Here is a 20,705-nt window from a genome sequence, read left to right as displayed (position 1 = left end):
TCCAGCCTCCAGCCTCCAGCCTCCAGCCTCCAGCCTCCAGCCTCCAGCCTCCAGCCTCCAGCCTTAAGCCTGCCTGAGCACCTTGGCCAGAATGATCTTCGGGCCGCGCATTTTCTTGATGACGATCCGCAGCCCTTCGACCTGCAGCTCTTCGTTTTCATCGGGCACACGCTTGAGGGTTTCGTAGATCAGGCCGGCCAGGGTATCGGCTTCGATATGATCGAGATCGACGTGGAGCAGGCGCTCGACCTTGAACAGCGGGGTGTCGCCGCGTACCAGCAGCTTGCCCGGCTGGTAGGTGAGGATGCCGCGTTCGGTCTTGCGGTGTTCGTCCTGAATGTCGCCGACCAGCACCTCCAGCACGTCTTCCATGGTGAGGAAGCCCACTACCTTGTGATCGCCTTCCTCGACCAGCACGAAATGCGCGCCGCCCTGGCGGAACTGCTCCAGCAGGTCGCTCAGGGGCAGGTGGCGGGAAACGCGCTCCAGCGGACGCAGCAACTCGTCGAGCTGGAAGTTTTCGGCCAGCTTGTCGTCGCTGGCCAGCGCCAGCAGCAGGTCCTTGATGTGCAGCAGGCCGGTGTATTCGCCCTGCTCGCGGTCGTAGACCGGATAGCGGCTGTACTTGTGAAAGCGGATCACGTCGAGGATATGAGCCAGCGGCGCGTCATGCTCCAGCTGCAGCAGGTCTTCGCGCGAGTTGGCCCAGTCGGCCACTTCCAGTTCGCTCATCTCGACCGCCGAAGCGAGTACCTGGATATGCGCGTTGGTCGGGTCCAGGGCGCGGTTGGAGTGCAGGATCAGCTTCAGCTCTTCGCGGCTGTAGTGGTGCTCGTAATTGCCGCCGGGCTCGCCCTGGCCGGCGATGCGCAGGATGGCATTGGCGCTGGCGTTGAGCAGGTAGATCGCCGGGTACATCAGCCAGTAGAACAGGTACAGCGGCACCGCCGTCCAGAGCGACAGCAGCTCGGGTTTGCGGATCGCCCACGACTTGGGCGCCAGCTCGCCGACCACGATATGCAGGTAGGAAATGATGAAGAAGGCGGTGAAGAAGGCGATGCCGTGGAGCAGGACCGGGGAGTCGATGCCGAGCATCGCCAGCAGCGGCTCCAGCAGGTGGGCGAAGGCCGGCTCGCCAACCCAGCCCAGACCCAGCGAAGCCAGGGTGATGCCCAGCTGGCAGGCGGACAGATAGGCGTCCAGCTGGTTGTGCACCTTGCGCAGGATATGCCCGCGCCAGCCGTGCTGGCTGGCAATGGCCTCGACCTTGGTCGCGCGCAGCTTGACCATGGCGAACTCTGCGGCAACGAAGAATCCGTTGAGCAGGACCAGGAACAGGGCAAAGAGAATCAGGCCGAAATCGGCGAAATAAGAGGGGTCGTTATACGCGGGGGAGGGGTCCATGAAGGTTTCGGGTAGCTGATGATCGCAGCACAATGGGGCTCGCAGGCCAACTTTTCAAGAGGCAGGTCGCACGAGGCGCCGGTGCTCTGCGGCTCACACCGTCCGCGCGCGTGGGAAGCTGCAGGTAAAGGTGCTGCCCTTGCCGGGCGTGCTGTCGATATCCAGGCGGCCCTGATGACGCAGCAGCACGTGCTTGACGATGGCCAGGCCGAGACCGGTGCCGCCGGTGCTGCTGGCGCGGCTGGAGTCGACCCGGTAGAAACGTTCGGTCAGGCGCGGCAGATGCTTGGGTTCGATGCCGATGCCCGAGTCCTCCACGGCCAGGTGCGCGCCGTATTCGTCCTGCCACCAGCGCAGGTGAATCCGCCCGCCCGGGGGACTGTATTTCACCGCATTGAACAGCAGGTTGGAGAAGGCGCTGCGTAATTCCGAATCGCTGCCGCGCAGTGCCAGCGTGGCGTCCGCGTCGAGGCTGATGGTGTGCTGCTGCTCGGCTGACAGGGCCAGGGCATCGTTGCGGATCGACTCCAGCAGAGCCGCCACATTGACGGGCCTGGCGCTTGCGGGAGGGTCGGTGGCTTCCAGTTTGGCCAGCAGCAGCAGGTCGTTGAGCAGGTGCTGCATGCGATCGGCCTGCTGATTCATCTGCCGCAGCGCACGTGTCCAGCGCGGGCTGTTTTCTTCGCTGTGCTCGAGCATGGTTTCCAGATAGCCGGCGATCACCGTCAGCGGGGTGCGCAGTTCGTGGGACACATTGGCGACGAAATCCTTGCGCATCTGTTCCAGCTGGTGCAAGCGGGTGATATCACGTCCTACCATCAGGTATTCGCTGTTGCCATAGCGGGTAATGGTGATCTGCAGCCAGAGGCGGTCATTGACCGGCGAGGAAAGCTCCAGTGGTTCCTCATGGCGACCGCTGTCGAAATATTCCTTGAAGCTGGGGTGGCGAACCAGGTTGGTCACCGGATGGCCGCTATCCTGCGGTTTTTTCAGGCCCAGCAGGCGCTCGGCGGCCGGATTCCACCACTCCAGATTGGCGTCGCTGTCGAGCATGATCACCGCGTCTTTCAGGGCGGTGGTAGAGCCTTGCACGCGGTCGATCACCGACTGCAGCTGTCCGCGCAGCTGCAGGTCGCGGCGTTGCAACTTGTACAGGTTGTCGAAGATATCGCCCCAGATTCCGTGGCTGTCCGGTGGCGGTTTGTCCGGCTGCTCGCGCTTGAGCCACTGTTGCAGGCGGCGCATCTGCTGCAACGTCCAGGCGAGGTAGCCACCCAGGCCCAGCACCAGCGCCCAGGCGTACTCGCCCGTGATCAGCCCGATCAGCAGGCAGCCGGCCAACAGCAGAAGCAGGCGGCGCACCAGGGCGCCTTGCCAGTCTTGGTTCACTGCTCACACTCCTTGGCCGCCCGGATATCGGACTGTTGAATGCTGTCTGCGTATTGTGGCCGCCTGATCGGGATCATCTTCAATGCTCTTGAAAACCCAGGCGGTTGCGGTGTCTTCAGCTCTTGGTCGAAAAACGATAGCCGGTGCCGCGTACGGTCTGCACCAGATTCTCGTAGGTTTCGCCCAGAGCCTTGCGTAGCCGGCGAATATGCACGTCCACGGTGCGCTCCTCGACGTACACATTGCCGCCCCAGACCTGGTCGAGCAACTGGCCGCGCGTATAGGCGCGCTCCTGATGCGTCATGAAGAACTGCAGCAGTCGGTACTCGGTCGGCCCCATTTCCGCCGGAATGCCGTCGATGGTGACGCGATGGCTGACGGGGTCGAGCAGCAGGCCACCGATCTCGATGGGTGTCTCGTTGTCGTTGGGCGCGGCACGGCGCAGCACCGCTTTCAGGCGTGCCACCAGTTCGCGTGGGGAGAAGGGCTTGGTGATGTAATCGTCGGCACCGACTTCCAGGCCCTGGATCTTGTTGTCTTCGGCGTCTTTGGCGGTGAGCATGATGATCGGTGTGTTGGCCGTCAGGTCCTCGCGCTTGAGGCGGCGCGCCAGCTCGATACCCGAAGTGCCGGGCAGCATCCAGTCGAGCAGAATCAGATCCGGCTGGCGATCAACGACCAGCGCGTGGGCATGCTGCGCATTGTCTGCCTCGAGGCATTCGTAGCCGGCCATTTCCAGGGCCACCATGATCATCTCGCGAATCGGTGCTTCGTCATCGACGATCAGTATGCATTTGCCATTCATGTCCGCTCTCGGTCCGCTTTTGTCGTTCGGCATTAGATAACGGAAATATTGCAGGGATGTTACAGGGATGGAGGCAGGGATAGTCGACAAGCGCCATGGCGAGCGAATGAACGAGAACACAGGGCGAAATGAACTTGATCTCTGCCAGGAGCGCCCTCGGGCTCATGAGCCAAATGGATTCGCTGACGCCTTATACTTCTAAAAAATACCGGAATGCCATGCCCATCGAGTCTTTCTACATCATTGCCCTCGCTGTCGCCGCAGGCGCCCTCATCCAGGGGGCAACGGGCATGGGCTTCGCCCTCATCGTGGCACCCGTAATGGGATTGCTGGAGCCGAAGCTGCTGCCCATCTGCCTGCTGGTACTGATGCTGCCGCTGAATACCGTTATCGCCTGGCGAGAGCGTGAGGCGATCGATCTTCGGGGCACCTCCTGGATCACGCTGGGGCGGATCTTCGGCACTTTCGGCGGGGTCTGGGTGTTGTTCTGGCTGCCTCTGTCCCAGCTCAACCTGCTCATCGGGGTGTCCACTATCGCCGCCTGCCTGGCCACCTGGTTGGCGCCGAGCTTCGTGCCGGGGCGCAGGGCGTTCGTCTCCACGGGCATCATCACCGGCATCACCGAAACCGCTACCGGTATCGGCGGTCCGCCTCTGGCTCTGGTCTACCAGCACTCGCCCGTGGCTACTCTGCGTGGCTCGGTAGCGCTGTGCTTTCTCATCGGCGAGGTCATTTCCCTGGTCGTGCTCGCTGCCGGAGGTCACCTGCAAGCGGAACAGCTATCGCCTCTGTTGGGGCTGTGTGTACCGCTGGCCGTGGGTCTGCTGGCCAGCCATTGGGCTCGAAGCGTTCTTGATGAGCACCGCTTGCGCCGCTTCGTCCTGCTGTTCGCCTTCGTTTCGGGAGCATTGCTGCTGGTGCAATAACCCGACTCACCGTCTCCTTCAGCCCGCCGTTACGGCGTAATCCAGCATGATCCCCAGCAAGATCGCCAATCCGGCCCAGTGATTGTGCAGAAAGGCCTTGAAGCAGATCAGCGGATCGCGTGAGCGGGTCGTCCAGAATTCCCAGGCGAAGCAGGCAGCGGCGATGAACAGGCCGAGGTGGAACCACTGGCCCAGCCCGAAGCGCACGCCGGCCAGGATCAGGCAGAACAGCGCCAGCCCCTGCAAGGTGAGGATGATGATACGGTCGGCCTCGCCGAACAGGACGGCGGTGGACTTGATGCCGATCTTCAGGTCGTCCTCACGGTCGGCCATGGCGTAATAGGTGTCGTAGCCGACGGTCCAGACCATGTTGGCGATGAACAGCAGCCAGGCTTCCGCCGGCAGGCTGCCGGTCTCGGCGGTGAAGGCCATCGGGATGCCCCAGGAAAAGGCCGCACCCAGCACCACCTGCGGGTAATAGGTGTAGCGCTTCATGAAGGGGTAGAGCGCCGCGACGCCCAGTGCGCCGAAGGATAGCCAGAGGGTCGCCGCGTTGGTCAGCAGCACCAGGCCGAAGCTCAGCGCCACCAGCACCGCGAAGAGAATCCAGGCTTCCTTGGTGGTGACCTTGCCGGTGGCCAGCGGGCGGTTCCTGGTGCGGCTGACGTGGCCGTCGAAGTTGCGGTCGGCGAAATCGTTGATCACGCAGCCGGCGGCGCGCATCAGGATCACACCGAGGGTGAAGATGACCAGGTTCTTGATGCTGGGTGAGCCTGCGCCGGCGATCCACAGGGCGCCGAGCGTCGGCCACAGCAGCAGGTAGGTGCCGATGGGGCGGTCCAGACGCATCAGCTGGATGAAGTCGAAGGCGCGCGGATGCAGGCGATTGCTGGATTGCAGAAGCTTCAGATACATCGATGGGCCTCCTGGTGAAATGGACTGCTCAGAACCTATTCAAAGTCTCGCGAGCTAGAGCAATGCAAGGCAAAAACAGGCGAGAAACGTAGCGTAGCGAAGTAACAGCCGCAGGCTGGCCCGCAGGGTGAGCGCAGCGAATCACGCGGAGTTTACAGCTGTAAATGAGTAGTCCGAGCCTGTTTTTAACGCAGCAGTGCCGACGCGCAGCAGGCTTTGAGCAGGTTCTCAGCGGTCGCGTTGCGCCGCGTGCCATAGGGCGGGCAGAAATACCTCGGCGACCAGCACGCCCAGTGTGCCCCGGCTGAAGCAGGAGCGCCTGGCCCAGAGCTGCGTCTGGCGCATGTCCTCGGGCAGCCAGGCGTCGGGATAGCGCATGGCTTCGAGCGGGCCGCGGGCAAAGGCCTGGTCGCTGAACAGCAGCTCGCCCAGCGAGCGGCTGCCCAGGCGTTGCAGGTCGAAGCCTGAATCTTCCAGTGCGCTGCGCGCCGCCACACTGCGGGCGAACACCCAGGGTTCGCCATGTCCGCGCAGATACACTTCACGCACCCAGCCCTGGCTGCCCTGCGCCACGCCAAGCGCTGCGCATTCGTCGTCACGCAGTCGCTGCCAGCCTTCGCGCAGCGGCGTCACGCTGAACGCTCCGTCGGCGAGGCGGGTGAGGCGACGGGTCAGCGAGCCCTTGTCGACATAGAGCCAGTCATACTGCAGCGGATCGAGCGGCGCGGGCAGTTGGTCGGCGCTCAGCCAATGGTGAAATTCGGACACAGGCGATAGAGGGTGTGGTTCAGGAAAGGCGGGGAGTCTAGCAAGAAAGCCGATAAGAGCGCTTGAAGCGGGAGACCGGACGAACAAGCAGCGGTCCTCGTAGGGTGGATCACGCTTCATCGATCCACCGTGAGGGCGTTACGGTGGATGTAAAAAGCGACATCCACCCTACGTCCACCCCTCCAGTCGCATCGTTGCACGCACCAACCGTTGTTCTTCCTGCTCGATTTCCCTGAGGTTGTCGCGGATGCCGTGGATATGGTCGCGGGCGGCGCGCTGGGCCTGGTCGGGCAGGCGCTCGGTGACCGCATGGAACAGCCGCGAGTGCTGGCGGTCGATCTGACGCTTCTGCACCGGGCGGTGATAGAGGTTGTTCACCGAGGCGAACACCGTGGAGAGCATCAGGTCGGTCAGCGATTGCAGCGTGTGCACCAGCACCGGGTTGTGCGAGGCTTCGCACACGGCAAGATGGAACGCATGGTCGAGGCGTGCATGTTCGCGCGGGTCGGCGCCCTCGTCGCTGTGTGCGGCGAGCATTTCCTCGTAGCGTCGACGCAGCAGGATGAAGTCCGCTTCGGTGCCGCGCAGCGCCGCCAGGCGTGCCGACTCGCCTTCCAGCAGGGCGCGGACTTCGAGCAGATCATAGAGGGTGCGTGGCTGCGAACTGAACAGGTGCATCAGCGGCGAGGCATCATGCCTGCCGGACAGCTGGGCGACGAAGGAGCCACGACCCTGCGACGTTTCGATGATGCCGCGTCCACGCAGCACGCGCAGGCCTTCACGCATGGCCGAACGGGAAATGCCGAGCTTTTCGCACAGGCGGCGCTCCGACGGCAGGGCCTGGCCGACCTTGAGCACGCCATCGATGATTAGGCGCTCGATACGTTCGGCTACCACATCCGCTACCTGGCGTTTTTCGGGAACAATATGGTTGAACATGAGCTTTCCATGGTGGTAGGACCAGTTTCGGCTCAGTGTATCCTTTCCCAGGAAAAAATACTCAAAGGCCCGGAAAGCTGATGCTGCAGAGGACAGCAGTAAGTTTATATTCTTCCAAACTGGTACGACCAGCTGTGGCAAGAGTGGACTGGGCAAGTCGTTCGGGCTAATGATGCGGCACTCCGCCGCAGCTGGCGTGCTGAGGGTGAACAACGAGAGCAACCGACTGCCATGAATATTCTCTACGACGAACGCATCGACGGCGAGCTGCCCAAGGTGGACAAGGCCGCGCTGCTGGCCGAGCTGCAGGCGCAGCTGCCCGATCTGGAGATTCTCCACCGCCTCGAGGATCTCAAGCCCTACGAGTGCGATGGCCTCTCCGCCTACCGCACCACGCCGATGCTGGTGGTGCTGCCCGAGCGTATCGAACAGGTCGAAACGCTTCTCAAGCTGTGCCACCAGCGGCGCGTTCCGGTGGTCGCTCGTGGTGCCGGCACCGGCCTGTCCGGTGGGGCGCTGCCGCTGGAGCAGGGCATCCTGCTGGTGATGGCGCGCTTCAACAGGATTCTCGAAGTCGACCCCGCCGGGCGCTTCGCCCGCGTCCAGCCCGGCGTGCGCAACCTGGCGATCTCTCAGGCTGCCGCGCCTTACGAGCTGTACTACGCGCCGGACCCGTCCTCGCAGATCGCCTGTTCCATCGGCGGCAACGTCGCCGAGAACGCCGGTGGCGTGCACTGCCTGAAGTACGGTCTGACCGTACACAACCTGCTCAAGGTGGACATCCTCACCGTCGAGGGTGAGCGCATGACGCTGGGCTCCGACGCGCTGGATTCCCCAGGCTTCGACCTGCTGGCGCTGTTCACCGGTTCCGAGGGCATGCTTGGCATCGTCACCGAGGTGACGGTCAAGCTGCTGCCCAAGCCGCAAGTGGCCAAGGTGCTGCTGGCCGCATTCGATTCGGTGGAGAAGGCCGGGCGCGCGGTGGGCGATATCATCGCCGCCGGTATCATCCCCGGCGGCCTGGAGATGATGGACAACCTGTCGATCCGCGCCGCCGAAGACTTCATCCATGCCGGTTATCCGGTGGATGCCGAGGCTATCCTGCTCTGCGAGCTGGACGGTGTCGAGGCCGACGTGCATGACGACTGTGCGCGGGTCAGTGATGTGTTGAAGCTGGCCGGCGCCACCGAAGTGCGCCTGGCCAGGGACGAAGCCGAGCGCGTGCGCTTCTGGGCCGGACGCAAGAACGCTTTCCCGGCGGTCGGGCGGATTTCGCCGGACTACTACTGCATGGACGGCACCATTCCACGGCGCGAATTGCCGGGCGTGCTCAGGGGTATTGCCGAGCTGTCCGAGCACTATGGCCTGCGCGTGGCCAACGTGTTCCATGCCGGCGACGGCAACATGCACCCGCTGATCCTCTTCGATGCCAACCAGCCGGGCGAGCTGGAGCGCGCCGAGGACCTGGGCGGCAAGATTCTCGAACTCTGCGTGAAGGTCGGCGGCAGCATCACTGGCGAGCACGGTGTGGGCCGCGAGAAGATCAACCAGATGTGCGCTCAGTTCAACGCCGACGAGCTGACCCTGTTCCACTCGGTGAAAGCAGCCTTCGACCCGACCGGCCTGCTCAACCCCGGCAAAAACATCCCGACCCTGCATCGCTGCGCCGAATTCGGCCGCATGCATATCCACAACGGCGAGCTGCCCTTCCCCGAACTGGAGCGCTTCTGATGACGGTTTCATTCGACGCCAGCGAGCAGTTGCTGGACCAGGTCAACCAGGCGCTGGCGAGCAAGTCGCCGATGTGCATCCAGGGCGGCGGCACCAAGAAATTTCTCGGTCGCGCGGTCGAGGGACAGCTGCTGGACGTGCGCGCCCATCGCGGCATCGTCAGCTACGACCCCACCGAACTGGTGATCACTGCCCGAGCCGGCACCCCGCTGGCCGAGCTGGAAGCCGCGCTCGACGCCGCCGGGCAGATGTTGCCCTGCGAGCCGCCGCATTTCGCCGAAGGCGCCACGGTCGGCGGCATGGTCGCGGCCGGGTTGTCCGGGCCACGGCGCCCGTGGAGCGGTTCGGTGCGTGATTTCGTCCTCGGCACGCGGGTCATCACCGGCCAGGGCAAGCACCTGCGCTTCGGTGGCGAGGTGATGAAGAACGTCGCCGGCTACGACCTGTCGCGCCTGATGGCCGGCAGCTTCGGTTGCCTTGGTGTGCTTACCGAGGTGTCGCTCAAAGTGCTGCCCAAGCCGCGCCTGAGCACCGGCCTGCGGCTGGAAATCGATCTGGAGCGTGCCCTGCTCAAGCTCGCCGAATGGGGCCAGCAGCCGGTGCCGATCAGCGCCGCCAGCCATGACGGACAGGCGCTGTACCTGCGTCTGGAAGGCGGCGAAGGCTCGGTCAACGCCGCGCGCGAGCGCATAGGTGGCGAGGATCTTGGCGCCATTTACTGGAGTGATCTGCGCGAGCAGCGTCTGGCCTTCTTCGCCGATGCCAGGCCGCTGTGGCGCCTGTCGCTGCCCAATAACACGCCGGCAGTCGTGCTGCCCGGCGAGCAGCTGGTGGACTGGGCCGGCGCCCAGCGCTGGCTGAAGAGTGACGCCAGCGCCGAGACGGTGCGCGCCATCGCCAGCGAAGTCGGCGGTCACGCCACCTGCTTCACTGCCGGTGCCGTGGCACAGCCGTTCCAGCCGCTGGCCGAGCCGCTGTTGCGCTACCACCGCCAACTCAAGGCGCAGCTCGATCCGCAGGGGATTTTCAACCCTGGCCGCATGTATTCCGAGGTCTGACGACGTATGCAAACCAATCTCAGCGAAGCCGCGAAGAAGCTGCCGCGTGCCGAGGAAGCCGAGAGCATCCTGCGCTCCTGCGTGCATTGCGGTTTCTGCAATGCCACCTGCCCGACTTATCAATTGATCGGCGACGAGCTGGACGGCCCGCGCGGACGCATCTATCTGATGAAGCAGATGTTCGAAGGTGGCGAAGTCACCGAGAGCACCCAGCTGCACCTGGATCGCTGCCTGACCTGCCGCAACTGCGAAACCACCTGCCCCTCGGGGGTGCAGTACCACAACCTGCTGGATATCGGTCGCGACTTCATCGAGCAGCAGGTACCACGCACCCTGGGCGAGCGCCTGGTACGTGGTGGCCTGCGCACCGTGGTGCCACGTCCGACGCTGTTCAAGGCACTGCTGACTACCGGCAATGCCCTGCGTCCGCTGATGCCCGCCAGCCTCAAGGCGCACCTGCCGCGCCAGGTGCAGCCCCCCGTCGAACGACCACAGGCCATCCATGCGCGCACCGTGCTGATACTCGAAGGCTGCGTGCAGCCGAGCCTGTCGCCCAATACCAATGCGGCCACCGCGCGGGTACTGGATCGGCTCGGGATCAGCATCACGCACATTCGTGAAGCCGGCTGTTGCGGCGCCGTGGACTATCATCTCAACGCCCAGGAAGCCGGACTGGACCGCGCACGGCGCAATATCGACGCCTGGTGGCCGAGCATCGAGGCGGGTGCTGAAGCTATCGTGCAGACCGCCAGTGGTTGCGGCGCCTTCGTCAAGGATTACGGCCACCTGCTGCGTGACGACCCGGCCTATGCCGTCAAGGCCGCGCGGGTCAGTGCCCTGGCCAGGGATCTGGTCGAAGTGCTGCGTGATGCGGAACTGGAAAAGCTCGACGTCAAGGCGGACAAGCGCATGGCCTTCCATTGCCCTTGCACGCTGCAACACGCACAAAAGCTGAGCGGCGCGGTGGAAGACGTGCTCACCCGTTTGGGCTTCCAGCTCACCGCCGTACCGGACGCGCACCTGTGCTGTGGTTCGGCGGGCAGCTATTCGATCACCCAGCCGGAGCTGTCCAAGCAGTTGCGCGACAACAAGCTGACTGCGCTGGAAAGCGGCAAGCCGGAAGTCATCGTCACCGCCAACATCGGTTGTCAGACCCATCTCGACGGTGCCGGTCGCACGCCGGTGCGGCACTGGATCGAGATCGTCGAGGAATCGATGACCTGAAACTGCCTGCAAGCAATCGACCGGAGTACCCGCTATGAGCAAAGCCTTGCGCCTGGACCGGCTGCGCCGGTTCGTCACCGAGTTTGCCGCCCTGCTGGAGGGGCGGCCTGCTGAGGCGGTACTTCTCGATCAGGGGCAGACATTGTTGCGGCAACTGGTCGAGCACGACGACTGGTTGCCCGAACAATACGCGCAACCGCACCCCGAGCATTACCTGCAGTACCTGTTGCATGCCGATTCGCTGCAACGCTTCTCGGTGGTCAGTTTCGTCTGGGGGCCCGGTCAGCGCACGCCGGTACACGACCACCGGGTCTGGGGCATGATCGGCATGCTGCGCGGCGCCGAGCTTGGCCAGCGCTTCGAGCGCCAGGCCGACGGTTCGCTGCTGCCCTGCGGCGAGCCGCTGCGGCTCGAACGCGGCGAGGTCGAATGCGTGTCGCCGACCCTCGGTGATATCCATCAGGTCAGCAATGCCTTCGATGACCGTGTCTCGGTCAGCATTCATGTCTACGGCGGCAATATCGGCGCGGTGAAGCGTGCGGTCTATCAGGCGGATGGCAGCGAGAAGCCGTTCATTTCCGGCTATAGCAATGAGCATCTGCCCAATATCTGGGATTTGAGCAAGGAAGCCTGAGCGAGCGGGCGTTAACCCGCCCGCTCGTTATTCAGTGGGTCAGACGAGACGTCAGCAGACTGGCTTCGATGCTCTTCTCCAGGCGAATGGCGATGAACTTCGAGGTGGGCGTATGGCTCCCCTCGCCATGGCTTTCCAGCGGGACCAGAGGATTGGTCTCCGGGTAATAGGCTGCCGCCTGACCGGGTGGTGTGTCGTAGGGCAGTAGGGTCATGTCGGTGATGCGGCGCTCGATGCCGTCATTCCAAAGCGAAATCACATCGACTTTCTGTCCGGGCTCGTAACCCAGTCGCTGGATGTCCTGCGGATTGACGAAGATCACCTCGCGCATGCCCTTCACGCCCCGGTAACGATCCTCCAGGCCATAGATGGTGGTGTTGTACTGATCATGTGAGCGCAGGCTCTGCAGGATCAGGTCCGGGGTGACGCCCAGGCTGCGAATCTGCTGCGGCAGCAGTTCATCGAGCAAGGCGTGGGCGCTGAAGGCCGCCTTGCCTTCAGGCGTATTCCACTGGCGGCGGGAGGCGGCGTTGCCCAGGTAGAAGCCTCCAGGTTGATGCAGTTTTTGCTCGAAGTCAGCGAAGCCGGGGATGGTTGCGGCGATCAGCTGGCGAATGCGTGGGTAATCCTCGACCAGCCAGGCCCAGTCGACCGGCTGAGGGCCGAGCGTCGCCGCGGCGATACCGGCGATGATCGCCGGTTCCGAACGCATCAGGGGCGACAGTGGTTCCAGCTGGCCATGGGAGGCATGGACCATGCTGAACGAGTCCTCGACCGTCACCGCCTGCGGCCCGCATGCTTGCCGGTCGATGTCGGTGCGGCCCAGGCAGGGCAGGATCAGCGCCTCGTGCCCGCAGGTCAGGTGGCTGCGGTTGAGCTTGGTGCTGATCTGTACGGTGAGTTCGCAGTTCTGCAGCGCCTGGTGGGTACGGACGGTATCGGGCGTGGCCTGGGCGAAATTGCCGCCCAGCGCGATGAAGACCCGGGCCTGGCCGGTGAGCATGGCGTTGATCGCGGCGACCGCGTTGTGCCCAGGCTGGCGTGGCACGACGAAGTCGAAGTGCTTTTCCAGCGCATCGAGAAACGCCTGCGTCGGCTGTTCGTTGATGCCCATGGTGCGGTCGCCCTGCACGTTGCTGTGACCGCGCACGGGGCACAGGCCGGCGCCGGGCTTGCCGAGGTTGCCGCGCAGCAGCGCGAGGTTGGTGATTTCCTGGATGGTCGCTACCGAATGCTGATGCTGGGTGATGCCCATCGCCCAGCAGATGATCACCCGTTCGGCATCGGCATACAGGCGCGCGGCCTGTTCGATCTCGCTGCGGGCAAGCCCGGACTGGGTTTCGATCTGCTCCCAGGACGTTGCCTCGACGAGGGCCAGGTAGGCGTCGAGTCCCTGCGTATGTTGGGCAATGAAGGCATGGTCGAACAGCCCCGGCTGCTGTCTGGCCTGCGCCTCGCGTTCCCATTGCCAGAGGTATTTGACCATGCCGCGCACCAGCGCCATGTCGCCACCGAGATTGGGCCGGAAGTAGGCGGTGCTGGTCGCGCGGTCCCGGTTGGAGAGCATCTCCAGCGTCCTCTGCGGATGCTGGAAACGCTCCAGGCCGCGCTCTTTCAGCGGATTGAACGCCACCACGCGGGCGCCGCGCTGGACGGCCTCGCGCAGCGGTTCGAGCATCCGTGGGTGGTTGGTACCAGGGTTCTGGCCGAGCACGAAGATCGCGTCGGCATGCTCGAAATCCTCGAAGCTGACGGTGCCTTTGCCCACGCCGATGCTCTGCCCCAGCGCCACGCCACTGGCTTCGTGACACAGGTTCGAACAATCGGGGAAGTTGTTGCTGCCAAACGCCCGGACGAACAGTTGATAGAGGTAGGCCGCCTCGTTGCTGGCGCGCCCGGAGGTGTAGAATTCGGCCTGGTTCGGGTCGTCCAGGCGCTTGAGGTGACCGGCGATCAGGGCGAAGGCTTCGTCCCAGCCGATGGGGTGGTAGCGGTCGCTGGCGCGGTCGTAACGCATTGGCTCGGTCAGGCGCCCCTGATATTCGAGCCAGTAATCACTCTGCTCGCGCAGTTGGCTGACGCTGTGACGGGCGAAAAAGGAGGCGTCGACGCGGCGCTTGGTGGCTTCCCAGTTCACCGCCTTGGCGCCGTTCTCGCAGAATTGGATCGGCCCGGTCTCGGCGGATTCGCCCCAGGCGCAGCCGGGACAATCGAAACCGCCATGTTGATTGGTCTTGAGCAGGGCGCGGATGTTCTTCAGCGCGTTATCGCTATCGAGCCAGTGTCCGGTCACGCTTCGCAGCGCACCCCAGCCGCCGGCTGCGCCGGCATAGGGTCGATAGCGGGCGGCAGGCTTGAAACGATCGTGACGGGACATGCGGTGCCTCGCGAACTGAAGGGGATTGCTCATAAGGCTGGAGCGTTATACCTCCAGTCGATGACAATAACCGATTCCTGACCGCGTAGGATGAGCGCGGTGCCTGGCCATCCTGCGTTGCATCCGAACTGTCAACGCGCCAGGTCCGTGACACCATGCGAGAGTCGGAGCAAACTCGTCTTGCTCTTCACATATGGAAATCCGTATATTCGCATTTCCGTATATCCAAGCCCTAACCATGATCACGCCTCCCGATGTCTTCAAGAGCCTGGCCGACGAGACTCGCGCTCGCGCCACCCTCCTGATCGCCAACCTGGGCGAACTCTGCGTCTGCGAGCTGATGTGCGCGCTCGGTGACAGCCAACCGAAGATCAGCCGCCACCTCGCCCAACTGCGCAACAGCGGCCTGCTGCTGGATCGCAGGCAAGGCCAATGGGTGTACTACCGCCTCAATCCGGAGCTGCCCGCTTGGGTACAGGAGCTGCTGCACGTGACACTTCAGGCCAACGTCGACTGGCTGCAGCACAACCTTTCCCGCCTGCAGAACATGGACGGCCGTCCCGTCCGCGATGCCGCCTGCTGCTGACCCCACCTGAACGAGTCATCCATGCTGATTGCCGTTGCCGTATTCGTCTTCACTCTCGTGCTGGTCATCTGGCAACCCAAGGGCCTCGGTGTGGGCTGGAGCGCCGCCATCGGCGCAGCCATCGCCCTGAGCGTCGGTGCGGTGTCGTTGCAGGACATCCCCGTGGTGTGGGCCATCGTCTGGAATGCCACCGCCACCTTCATTGCCATCATCATCATCAGCCTGCTGCTCGATGAAGCCGGCTTCTTCGAGTGGGCAGCCTTGCATGTGGCACGCTGGGCCGGGGGCAGCGGCCATCGCCTGTTCTGCTTCTGCGTGCTGCTGGGAGCGGCTGTTTCGGCGTTGTTCGCCAACGACGGCGCGGCGCTGATCCTCACTCCCATCGTCATGTCCATGCTCATCGCCCTGCGCTTCTCGCCCGCCGCGACCCTGGCGTTCGTCATGGCCGCCGGGTTCATCGCCGACACCGCCAGCCTGCCGCTGGTGGTGTCCAACCTGGTGAACATCGTTTCCGCCGACTACTTCGGGCTGGGCTTTTCCGAGTACGCCTCGGTGATGGTACCGGTGAGCCTGGCCAGCGTTGCGGCTACCTTGCTCGTGCTGTTCCTGTTCTTCCGGCGAGACCTGCCGCAACGCTATGCGCTCGATGCGCTGCAGGAGCCGAAGATGGCCATTCGCGATCGCGCCACCTTCGTCGTGGGTTGGTGGACGCTGCTGGTGTTGCTGGTCGGCCTCTTCGCTCTGGAGCCCCTGGGCATTCCGATCAGCGTGGTGGCCGCTGCCTGTGCGGCGATGCTCTTCGCCGTCGCGGCCCGTGGCCATCGGATTTCCACCCGACGCGTACTACGCGAAGCACCCTGGCAGGTGGTGGTGTTCTCCCTCGGCATGTATCTGGTGGTGTACGGCCTGAAGAATGCGGGTCTGACGGACTTTCTCACCGTGCTGCTCGACGGCCTGGCCGAGCAGGGCCTGTGGAGCGCGGCCATCGGCACGGGTGTGCTGTCGGCGCTGCTGTCCTCGGTGATGAACAACATGCCCAGCGTGCTGATCGGTGCGCTGTCGATCCAGGCCAGCGGCGCCGAGGGCATCGTCCGCGAGGCGATGATCTACGCCAACGTCATCGGCTGCGACCTCGGCCCGAAGATCACCCCCATCGGCAGCCTGGCCACGCTGCTCTGGTTGCACGTACTGGAGCGCAAGGGCATGCGCATCACCTGGGGTTACTATTTCAGGGTCGGCATCCTGCTGACCTTTCCGGTGCTGTTGATCACCCTTTCGGCCCTGGCGCTGCGCCTGAGCCTTTGACCGCCGCCCCGGCGGCAGGAGCCCACCATGCGAGTCCTGTTCATGTGCACGGCCAACAGCTGCCGCAGCATCCTTTCCGAAGCCCTGTTCAACCACCTGGCGCCAGAGGGCTTCGAAGCGATGAGTGCCGGGAGTTTTCCCAAGGGGCAGGTACTGCCACGCAGCCTCGCCACATTGCAGCAGGCCGGTATTGCCATCGCCGGTCTGAGCAGCAAGGGCAACGACGCCTTTGCGAACAACCCGCCGGATATCGTCATTACCGTCTGCGACAAGGCTGCGGGCGAAGCCTGTCCGCTGTACTTCGGCCCGGCGCTGAAGACTCACTGGGGACTGGAGGATCCATCCGAAGTAGTCGGTGACGAGGCCGCGATGGATGCTGCCTTCCGCGCCACGCTGGCCCGTATCGAGCAACGCTGCAGAGCCTTTCTCGCCCTGCCCTTCGACACCCTCGGCCGCGACGAGCTCAAGCACGAGCTGGATCGCATCGGCACTCTCTGAACCGGAGGACAAATGACAGAACAACTGCCCAACCTCGACCTTTCGCTGTTCGACGACACGCCGGCCGTGGCCGGTTCGAGTAGCCACAAGCCACGCATCCTACTGCTGTACGGATCGACCCGCGAGCGCTCCTTCAGCCGCCTGCTGGTGGAGGAAGCCGCGCGCCTGCTGGAACACTTCGGTGCCGAAACCCGGATCTTCGATCCATCCGGCTTACCGCTGCCCGACGACGCTCCCGTGGAACACCCCAAGGTGCAGGAGTTGCGCGACCTGATGCAGTGGTCGGAAGGCCAGGTGTGGTGCTCCCCCGAGCGGCACGGCGCGCTGTCGGCAGTGTTCAAGGCGCAGATCGACTGGATTCCCCTGGCCCTCGGCGCCGTCCGCCCCACCCAGGGCAAGACGCTGGCGGTGATGCAGGTCTGCGGCGGCTCGCAGTCGTTCAACGTGGTCAACCAGCTGCGCGTGCTCGGCCGCTGGATGCGCATGTTCACCATCCCCAACCAGTCTTCGGTACCCAAGGCCTACATGGAATTCGACGACGCCGGTCGAATGAAGTCCTCGGCGTACTACGATCGGGTCGTCGACGTGATGGAGGAGCTGGTGAAATTCACCATGCTGCTGCGCGACCGCCAGGCGTTTCTGGTGGATCGTTATTCCGAGCGCAAGGAGACTGCCGAGCAGTTGTCGGCTCGGGTGAATCAGCGGTCTATCTGAAGCCGGCCTGCCATCGAGCTTTTCTGGCGAGCGATACCAAAGATCTGGTGGCTCCGACTGGCTGCGAAGTTATTGCTCAGATCTGGTAGGACCAGTTTTTCGAGGCAGCGAAGAGGCGGCTCAGCAGGAGGTCGTCCGGCACTGGCGGAGCACGACTACTTCGACAGTTGCTCCGCAGAAGATTCTGCGCATGACCCGTTAGCCTGCGACAGCGTGGGGTTTCTTCTGGTGTGTGGCCTGTTTATTCCTCCGTCCTTCCCTGCAAAATGCCAAGAACGCAAAAACCAGGTCGAACTCACCGATAGCCTAAACTGGTAGGACCAGTGGCTTGGTCCATGGACTGTAGCGTTGTTTGAAACAGATAATGAATCTTATGTTCAGGCGCGGCGCGCGTCTGCGCTCCGATGGCACGTGTCCGGAAGGCTCACGTCGCAACGGATTTCGCACCGAAGACATGATTGCGCGGTCTAGTTAGGGTTCTCGCCTGGATGGAAGCGCTGCCCGTTTGCTTGTGCAAGTGGCGGGCTCGTATCCGCTCGAGGACGGAATCGGAGTGAACCGCGCAACGCCTGTCCACAGAGAGCCGTCGATGCTGTGCCAGTCATTCCACGACGGTCATATTCGAGCCCTATAACGGGCGGCATGTGCTGCGTTCACGTGTTCGCCCGAACGTTTCAAATCTCTCCATAACACTTCGAAGGAAGAGCATATGAAAACCAAAGCCGTACTGAGCCAGACCGAAGTCGCCAGCATTCTCGCCGCAGCACGTAGCGAAGCGCAGAACAACGGCTGGGCCGTGACCATCGTCGTCGCGGATGACGGCGGTCATCCGCTGGCGCTGGAGCGCCTCGATGGCTGTGCGCCCATCGCGTCTTACATCGCCACCGAGAAGGCCCGCAGCGCCGCCGTTGGCCGCCGCGAAACCAAGGGTTACGAGGACATGGTCAACGGCGGTCGCAACGCCTTCCTGTCCGCGCCGGTGGTCTGCTCGCTGGAAGGCGGCGTGCCGGTGATCGTCGATGGCAACGTGATCGGCTCGGTAGGCGTCTCCGGCGTGACTGCCGCCCAGGATGCACAGGTTGCCAAGGCCGGCGTCGCCGCCCTCGCCAACTGACCCGGATAATAAAAAGGAGAACGACTGATGACCGAGCGTGTAACCCTGGGCCGCCTGCAAGTTGCGGCCAACCTGCAGCGCTTCATCGAAGACGAAGTGCTGCCCGGCACTGCTGTTGAAGCTGCAGCCTTCTGGAGCGGCTTCGATCGGCTGGTCCACGACCTGGCGCCGAAGAATCGCGCGCTGCTCGCCGAGCGCGACCGCCTGCAGGCCGAGCTGGACACTTGGCACAAGGCCAATCCGGGCCCGATCACCGACATGCCGGCCTACCGCGCTTTCCTCGAATCCATCGGCTACCTGCTGCCGGAGCCGGGCGAAGTGAAGGTCAGCACCCGCAACGTCGACAGCGAAATCGCCAGCCAGGCCGGCCCGCAGCTGGTGGTGCCGATCGGCAACGCCCGCTACGCGCTGAACGCCGCCAACGCCCGCTGGGGTTCGCTGTATGACGCGCTCTATGGCACCGACGCCATCTCCGAAGAGGGTGGCGCGCAGAAAGGCCCGGGCTACAACGAAGTGCGCGGCGCCAGGGTCATCGCCTTCGCCCGCAACGTCCTCGACCAGGCTGCGCCGCTGGCCGAAGGCAGCCATGCCGACGCGACCCACTACCGCGTGCAGGACGGACAGCTCAAGGTCACCCTGGAGAGCGGCAGCGTCACCGGCCTCGAGCAGCCGGAAAAATTCGTCGGCTATCAGGGCGAGGCCGTCGAGCCCACCGCCGTGCTGTTGAAGAACAACGGCCTGCACATCGAGATCCAGATCGACCCGAACAGCCCCATCGGCCAGACCGATGCCGCCGGCGTCAAGGACCTGCTGATCGAAGCCGCCGTGACCACCATCATGGACTGCGAAGATTCCACCGCTGCCGTCGACGCCGACGACAAGGTGCTGGTCTACCGCAACTGGCTGGGCCTGATGAAGGGCGATCTGACCGATACCTTCCAGAAGGGCGGCCGGGCGATGACCCGCCAGCTGAATCCCGACCGTCAGTACACCGCCGTCGATGGTTCCAGCCTGACCCTGCACGGGCGCTCGCTGCTGTTCATCCGCAACGTCGGCCACCTGATGACCAACCCGGCGATCATCGATGGTGAGGGCCACGAGATTCCCGAGGGCATCCTCGATGGCGTGGTCACCAGCCTGATCGCCAGGCATGACCTCGAGCGCCGCGGCAACTCGCGCACCGGCAGCGTCTACATCGTCAAGCCGAAGATGCACGGTCCGGCCGAAGTCGCCTTCACCGATGAGCTGTTCGGTCGCGTCGAAGACCTCATCGGTCTGCCGCGCCACACCCTCAAGGTCGGCATCATGGACGAGGAGCGCCGCACCAGCGTCAACCTCAAGGCCTGCATCGGTGCCGCGCAGAACCGCGTGGCCTTCATCAACACCGGTTTCCTCGACCGCACCGGCGACGAGATGCACAGCATCATGGAAGCCGGCGCCGTGCTGCGCAAAGGCGACATGAAGGGCACTGCCTGGATCCAGGCCTACGAGCGCAACAACGTGCTGGTCGGTCTGAACTGCGGCCTGCGCGGCAAGGCGCAGATCGGCAAGGGCATGTGGGCCATGCCGGACCTGATGGCCGCCATGCTGGAGCAGAAGATCGCCCATCCCAAGGCCGGCGCCAACACCGCCTGGGTCCCGTCGCCCACCGGCGCCACCCTGCATGCGCTGCACTACCATCAGGTGGACGTGCAGGCGGTCCAGGCCGAGCTGGAGAAGATCGATCTGGCCAGCGAACGCGAGCAGCTGACCAACGACCTGCTGACCATTCCGGTGGCGCCGCAGCGCAACTGGAGCGCCGAGGACATCCAGCAGGAACTGGACAACAACTGCCAGGGCATCCTCGGCTACGTGGTGCGCTGGGTCGAGCAGGGGGTTGGTTGCTCCAAGGTGCCGGACATCCACGATGTCGGCCTGATGGAAGACCGCGCTACGCTGCGGATCTCCAGTCAGCACCTGGCAAACTGGCTTTACCACGGTGTTGTCGGCGAAGCACAGGTTCGCGAAACTCTGGAGCGCATGGCCAAGGTGGTCGATCAGCAGAACGCTGGCGATCCAATCTACCGGCCAATGGCGGCAGACTACGCGCAATCTATTGCTTTTCAGGCGGCTTGTGATCTGGTATTCAAGGGGCGTGAACAACCGAGCGGCTACACCGAACCCCTGTTGCATGCCTGGCGCCAGCGCTTCAAGCAGCAGAATGGCGGTTGAAATAGCTCAATGACTGGCTTGTCTGGTTATTGGTAAGACCAAGCCCCGAACGCCTGTAAGCCTTCGGGGCTTTTTGAGCATGGGGGGCCGGTCGGCCTACGTCGATC

The 20,705-nt window shown here is 63.8% G+C and carries 18 protein-coding genes; 11 read left to right on the top strand and 7 right to left on the bottom strand.

The window, feature by feature from the left end; genetic code table 11:
- Window positions 1-63: 63 nt before the first annotated feature.
- The 3 genes from G7020_RS12200 to phoB all read right to left on the bottom strand — a co-directional run bounded on the left by G7020_RS12200 (window position 64) and on the right by phoB (window position 3,598).
- A complete protein-coding gene (locus G7020_RS12200; RefSeq protein WP_181084751.1) occupies window positions 64-1,404 on the bottom strand; it encodes a hemolysin family protein in 1,341 nt (446 codons plus the stop codon).
- Between the two features lie 93 nt (window positions 1,405-1,497).
- The gene (phoR, locus tag G7020_RS12195) at window positions 1,498-2,793 is read right to left on the bottom strand and encodes a phosphate regulon sensor histidine kinase PhoR (protein ID WP_181084749.1); all 1,296 of its coding nucleotides are present in this window, start codon (window positions 2,791-2,793) and stop codon (window positions 1,498-1,500) included.
- A 115-nt stretch (window positions 2,794-2,908) separates the two neighbouring features.
- Window positions 2,909-3,598: a phosphate regulon transcriptional regulator PhoB gene (phoB, locus tag G7020_RS12190; RefSeq protein WP_181084747.1), complete on the bottom strand. Its 690-nt coding sequence runs from the start codon at window positions 3,596-3,598 to the stop codon at window positions 2,909-2,911.
- Between the two features lie 218 nt (window positions 3,599-3,816).
- Between phoB and G7020_RS12185 the strand changes: the two genes are divergently transcribed.
- Window positions 3,817-4,524, top strand: a complete 708-nt coding sequence (locus G7020_RS12185; protein ID WP_181084745.1) for a sulfite exporter TauE/SafE family protein — start codon at window positions 3,817-3,819, stop codon at window positions 4,522-4,524.
- An 18-nt stretch (window positions 4,525-4,542) separates the two neighbouring features.
- Here the strand turns inward: G7020_RS12185 and ubiA are convergent, their stop codons facing one another.
- The 3 genes from ubiA to glcC form a co-directional block, all read right to left on the bottom strand.
- Complete coding sequence (gene ubiA, locus G7020_RS12180) at window positions 4,543-5,439, bottom strand: 4-hydroxybenzoate octaprenyltransferase (protein WP_181084743.1); 897 nt, start codon at window positions 5,437-5,439, stop codon at window positions 4,543-4,545.
- A 228-nt stretch (window positions 5,440-5,667) separates the two neighbouring features.
- Entirely contained in the window at window positions 5,668-6,207 is a 540-nt protein-coding gene (locus G7020_RS12175) for a chorismate--pyruvate lyase family protein (RefSeq protein ID WP_336509718.1), read from the bottom strand.
- A gap of 168 nt (window positions 6,208-6,375) precedes the next feature.
- A complete protein-coding gene (gene glcC, locus G7020_RS12170) occupies window positions 6,376-7,146 on the bottom strand; it encodes a transcriptional regulator GlcC (protein ID WP_181084739.1) in 771 nt (256 codons plus the stop codon).
- Window positions 7,147-7,377: 231 nt separating this feature from the next.
- Between glcC and glcD the strand changes: the two genes are divergently transcribed.
- Genes glcD through G7020_RS12150 form a run of 4 tightly spaced genes read left to right on the top strand, consistent with a single transcriptional unit; the run spans window position 7,378 to window position 11,793 of the window.
- The gene (gene glcD / locus G7020_RS12165) at window positions 7,378-8,877 is read left to right on the top strand and encodes a glycolate oxidase subunit GlcD (RefSeq protein ID WP_181084737.1); all 1,500 of its coding nucleotides are present in this window, start codon (window positions 7,378-7,380) and stop codon (window positions 8,875-8,877) included.
- Entirely contained in the window at window positions 8,877-9,935 is a 1,059-nt protein-coding gene (gene glcE, locus G7020_RS12160; protein ID WP_423835657.1) for a glycolate oxidase subunit GlcE, read from the top strand. The genes glcD and glcE overlap by 1 nt, the downstream gene beginning before the upstream one ends.
- Before the next feature lie 6 nt (window positions 9,936-9,941).
- The gene (gene glcF, locus G7020_RS12155; RefSeq protein ID WP_181084735.1) at window positions 9,942-11,159 is read left to right on the top strand and encodes a glycolate oxidase subunit GlcF; all 1,218 of its coding nucleotides are present in this window, start codon (window positions 9,942-9,944) and stop codon (window positions 11,157-11,159) included.
- A 34-nt stretch (window positions 11,160-11,193) separates the two neighbouring features.
- Window positions 11,194-11,793: a cysteine dioxygenase gene (locus G7020_RS12150; protein ID WP_181084733.1), complete on the top strand. Its 600-nt coding sequence runs from the start codon at window positions 11,194-11,196 to the stop codon at window positions 11,791-11,793.
- 31 nt (window positions 11,794-11,824) lie between these two features.
- Here the strand turns inward: G7020_RS12150 and G7020_RS12145 are convergent, their stop codons facing one another.
- Window positions 11,825-14,170 carry an FdhF/YdeP family oxidoreductase gene (locus G7020_RS12145; RefSeq protein WP_181084731.1) on the bottom strand — a complete coding sequence of 782 codons (2,346 nt, stop codon included), beginning with the start codon at window positions 14,168-14,170 and terminating at the stop codon, window positions 11,825-11,827.
- Between the two features lie 238 nt (window positions 14,171-14,408).
- Between G7020_RS12145 and G7020_RS12140 the strand changes: the two genes are divergently transcribed.
- The 6 genes from G7020_RS12140 (at window position 14,409) to G7020_RS12115 (ending at window position 20,598) form a co-directional block, all read left to right on the top strand.
- Window positions 14,409-14,756, top strand: a complete 348-nt coding sequence (locus G7020_RS12140; protein WP_181084729.1) for a metalloregulator ArsR/SmtB family transcription factor — start codon at window positions 14,409-14,411, stop codon at window positions 14,754-14,756.
- Window positions 14,757-14,777: 21 nt separating this feature from the next.
- A complete protein-coding gene (locus G7020_RS12135) occupies window positions 14,778-16,061 on the top strand; it encodes an arsenic transporter (protein WP_181084727.1) in 1,284 nt (427 codons plus the stop codon).
- A gap of 27 nt (window positions 16,062-16,088) precedes the next feature.
- Window positions 16,089-16,559: an arsenate reductase ArsC gene (locus tag G7020_RS12130; protein WP_181084725.1), complete on the top strand. Its 471-nt coding sequence runs from the start codon at window positions 16,089-16,091 to the stop codon at window positions 16,557-16,559.
- A gap of 12 nt (window positions 16,560-16,571) precedes the next feature.
- The gene (arsH, locus tag G7020_RS12125) at window positions 16,572-17,273 is read left to right on the top strand and encodes an arsenical resistance protein ArsH (protein WP_181084723.1); all 702 of its coding nucleotides are present in this window, start codon (window positions 16,572-16,574) and stop codon (window positions 17,271-17,273) included.
- A gap of 709 nt (window positions 17,274-17,982) precedes the next feature.
- Window positions 17,983-18,387, top strand: a complete 405-nt coding sequence (locus G7020_RS12120) for a heme-binding protein (RefSeq protein WP_181084721.1) — start codon at window positions 17,983-17,985, stop codon at window positions 18,385-18,387.
- 27 nt (window positions 18,388-18,414) lie between these two features.
- Window positions 18,415-20,598, top strand: coding sequence for a malate synthase G (locus G7020_RS12115; protein WP_181084719.1), 2,184 nt, complete (start codon window positions 18,415-18,417; stop codon window positions 20,596-20,598).
- Window positions 20,599-20,705 lie beyond the last annotated feature (107 nt).

This window comes from Stutzerimonas stutzeri, from assembly GCF_013522825.1.
Classification (GTDB): domain Bacteria; phylum Pseudomonadota; class Gammaproteobacteria; order Pseudomonadales; family Pseudomonadaceae; genus Stutzerimonas; species Stutzerimonas stutzeri_AK.
The sequence above is the reverse complement of the archived record's forward strand: the minus strand, read 5'-3'. Positions and strand labels throughout refer to the sequence as shown.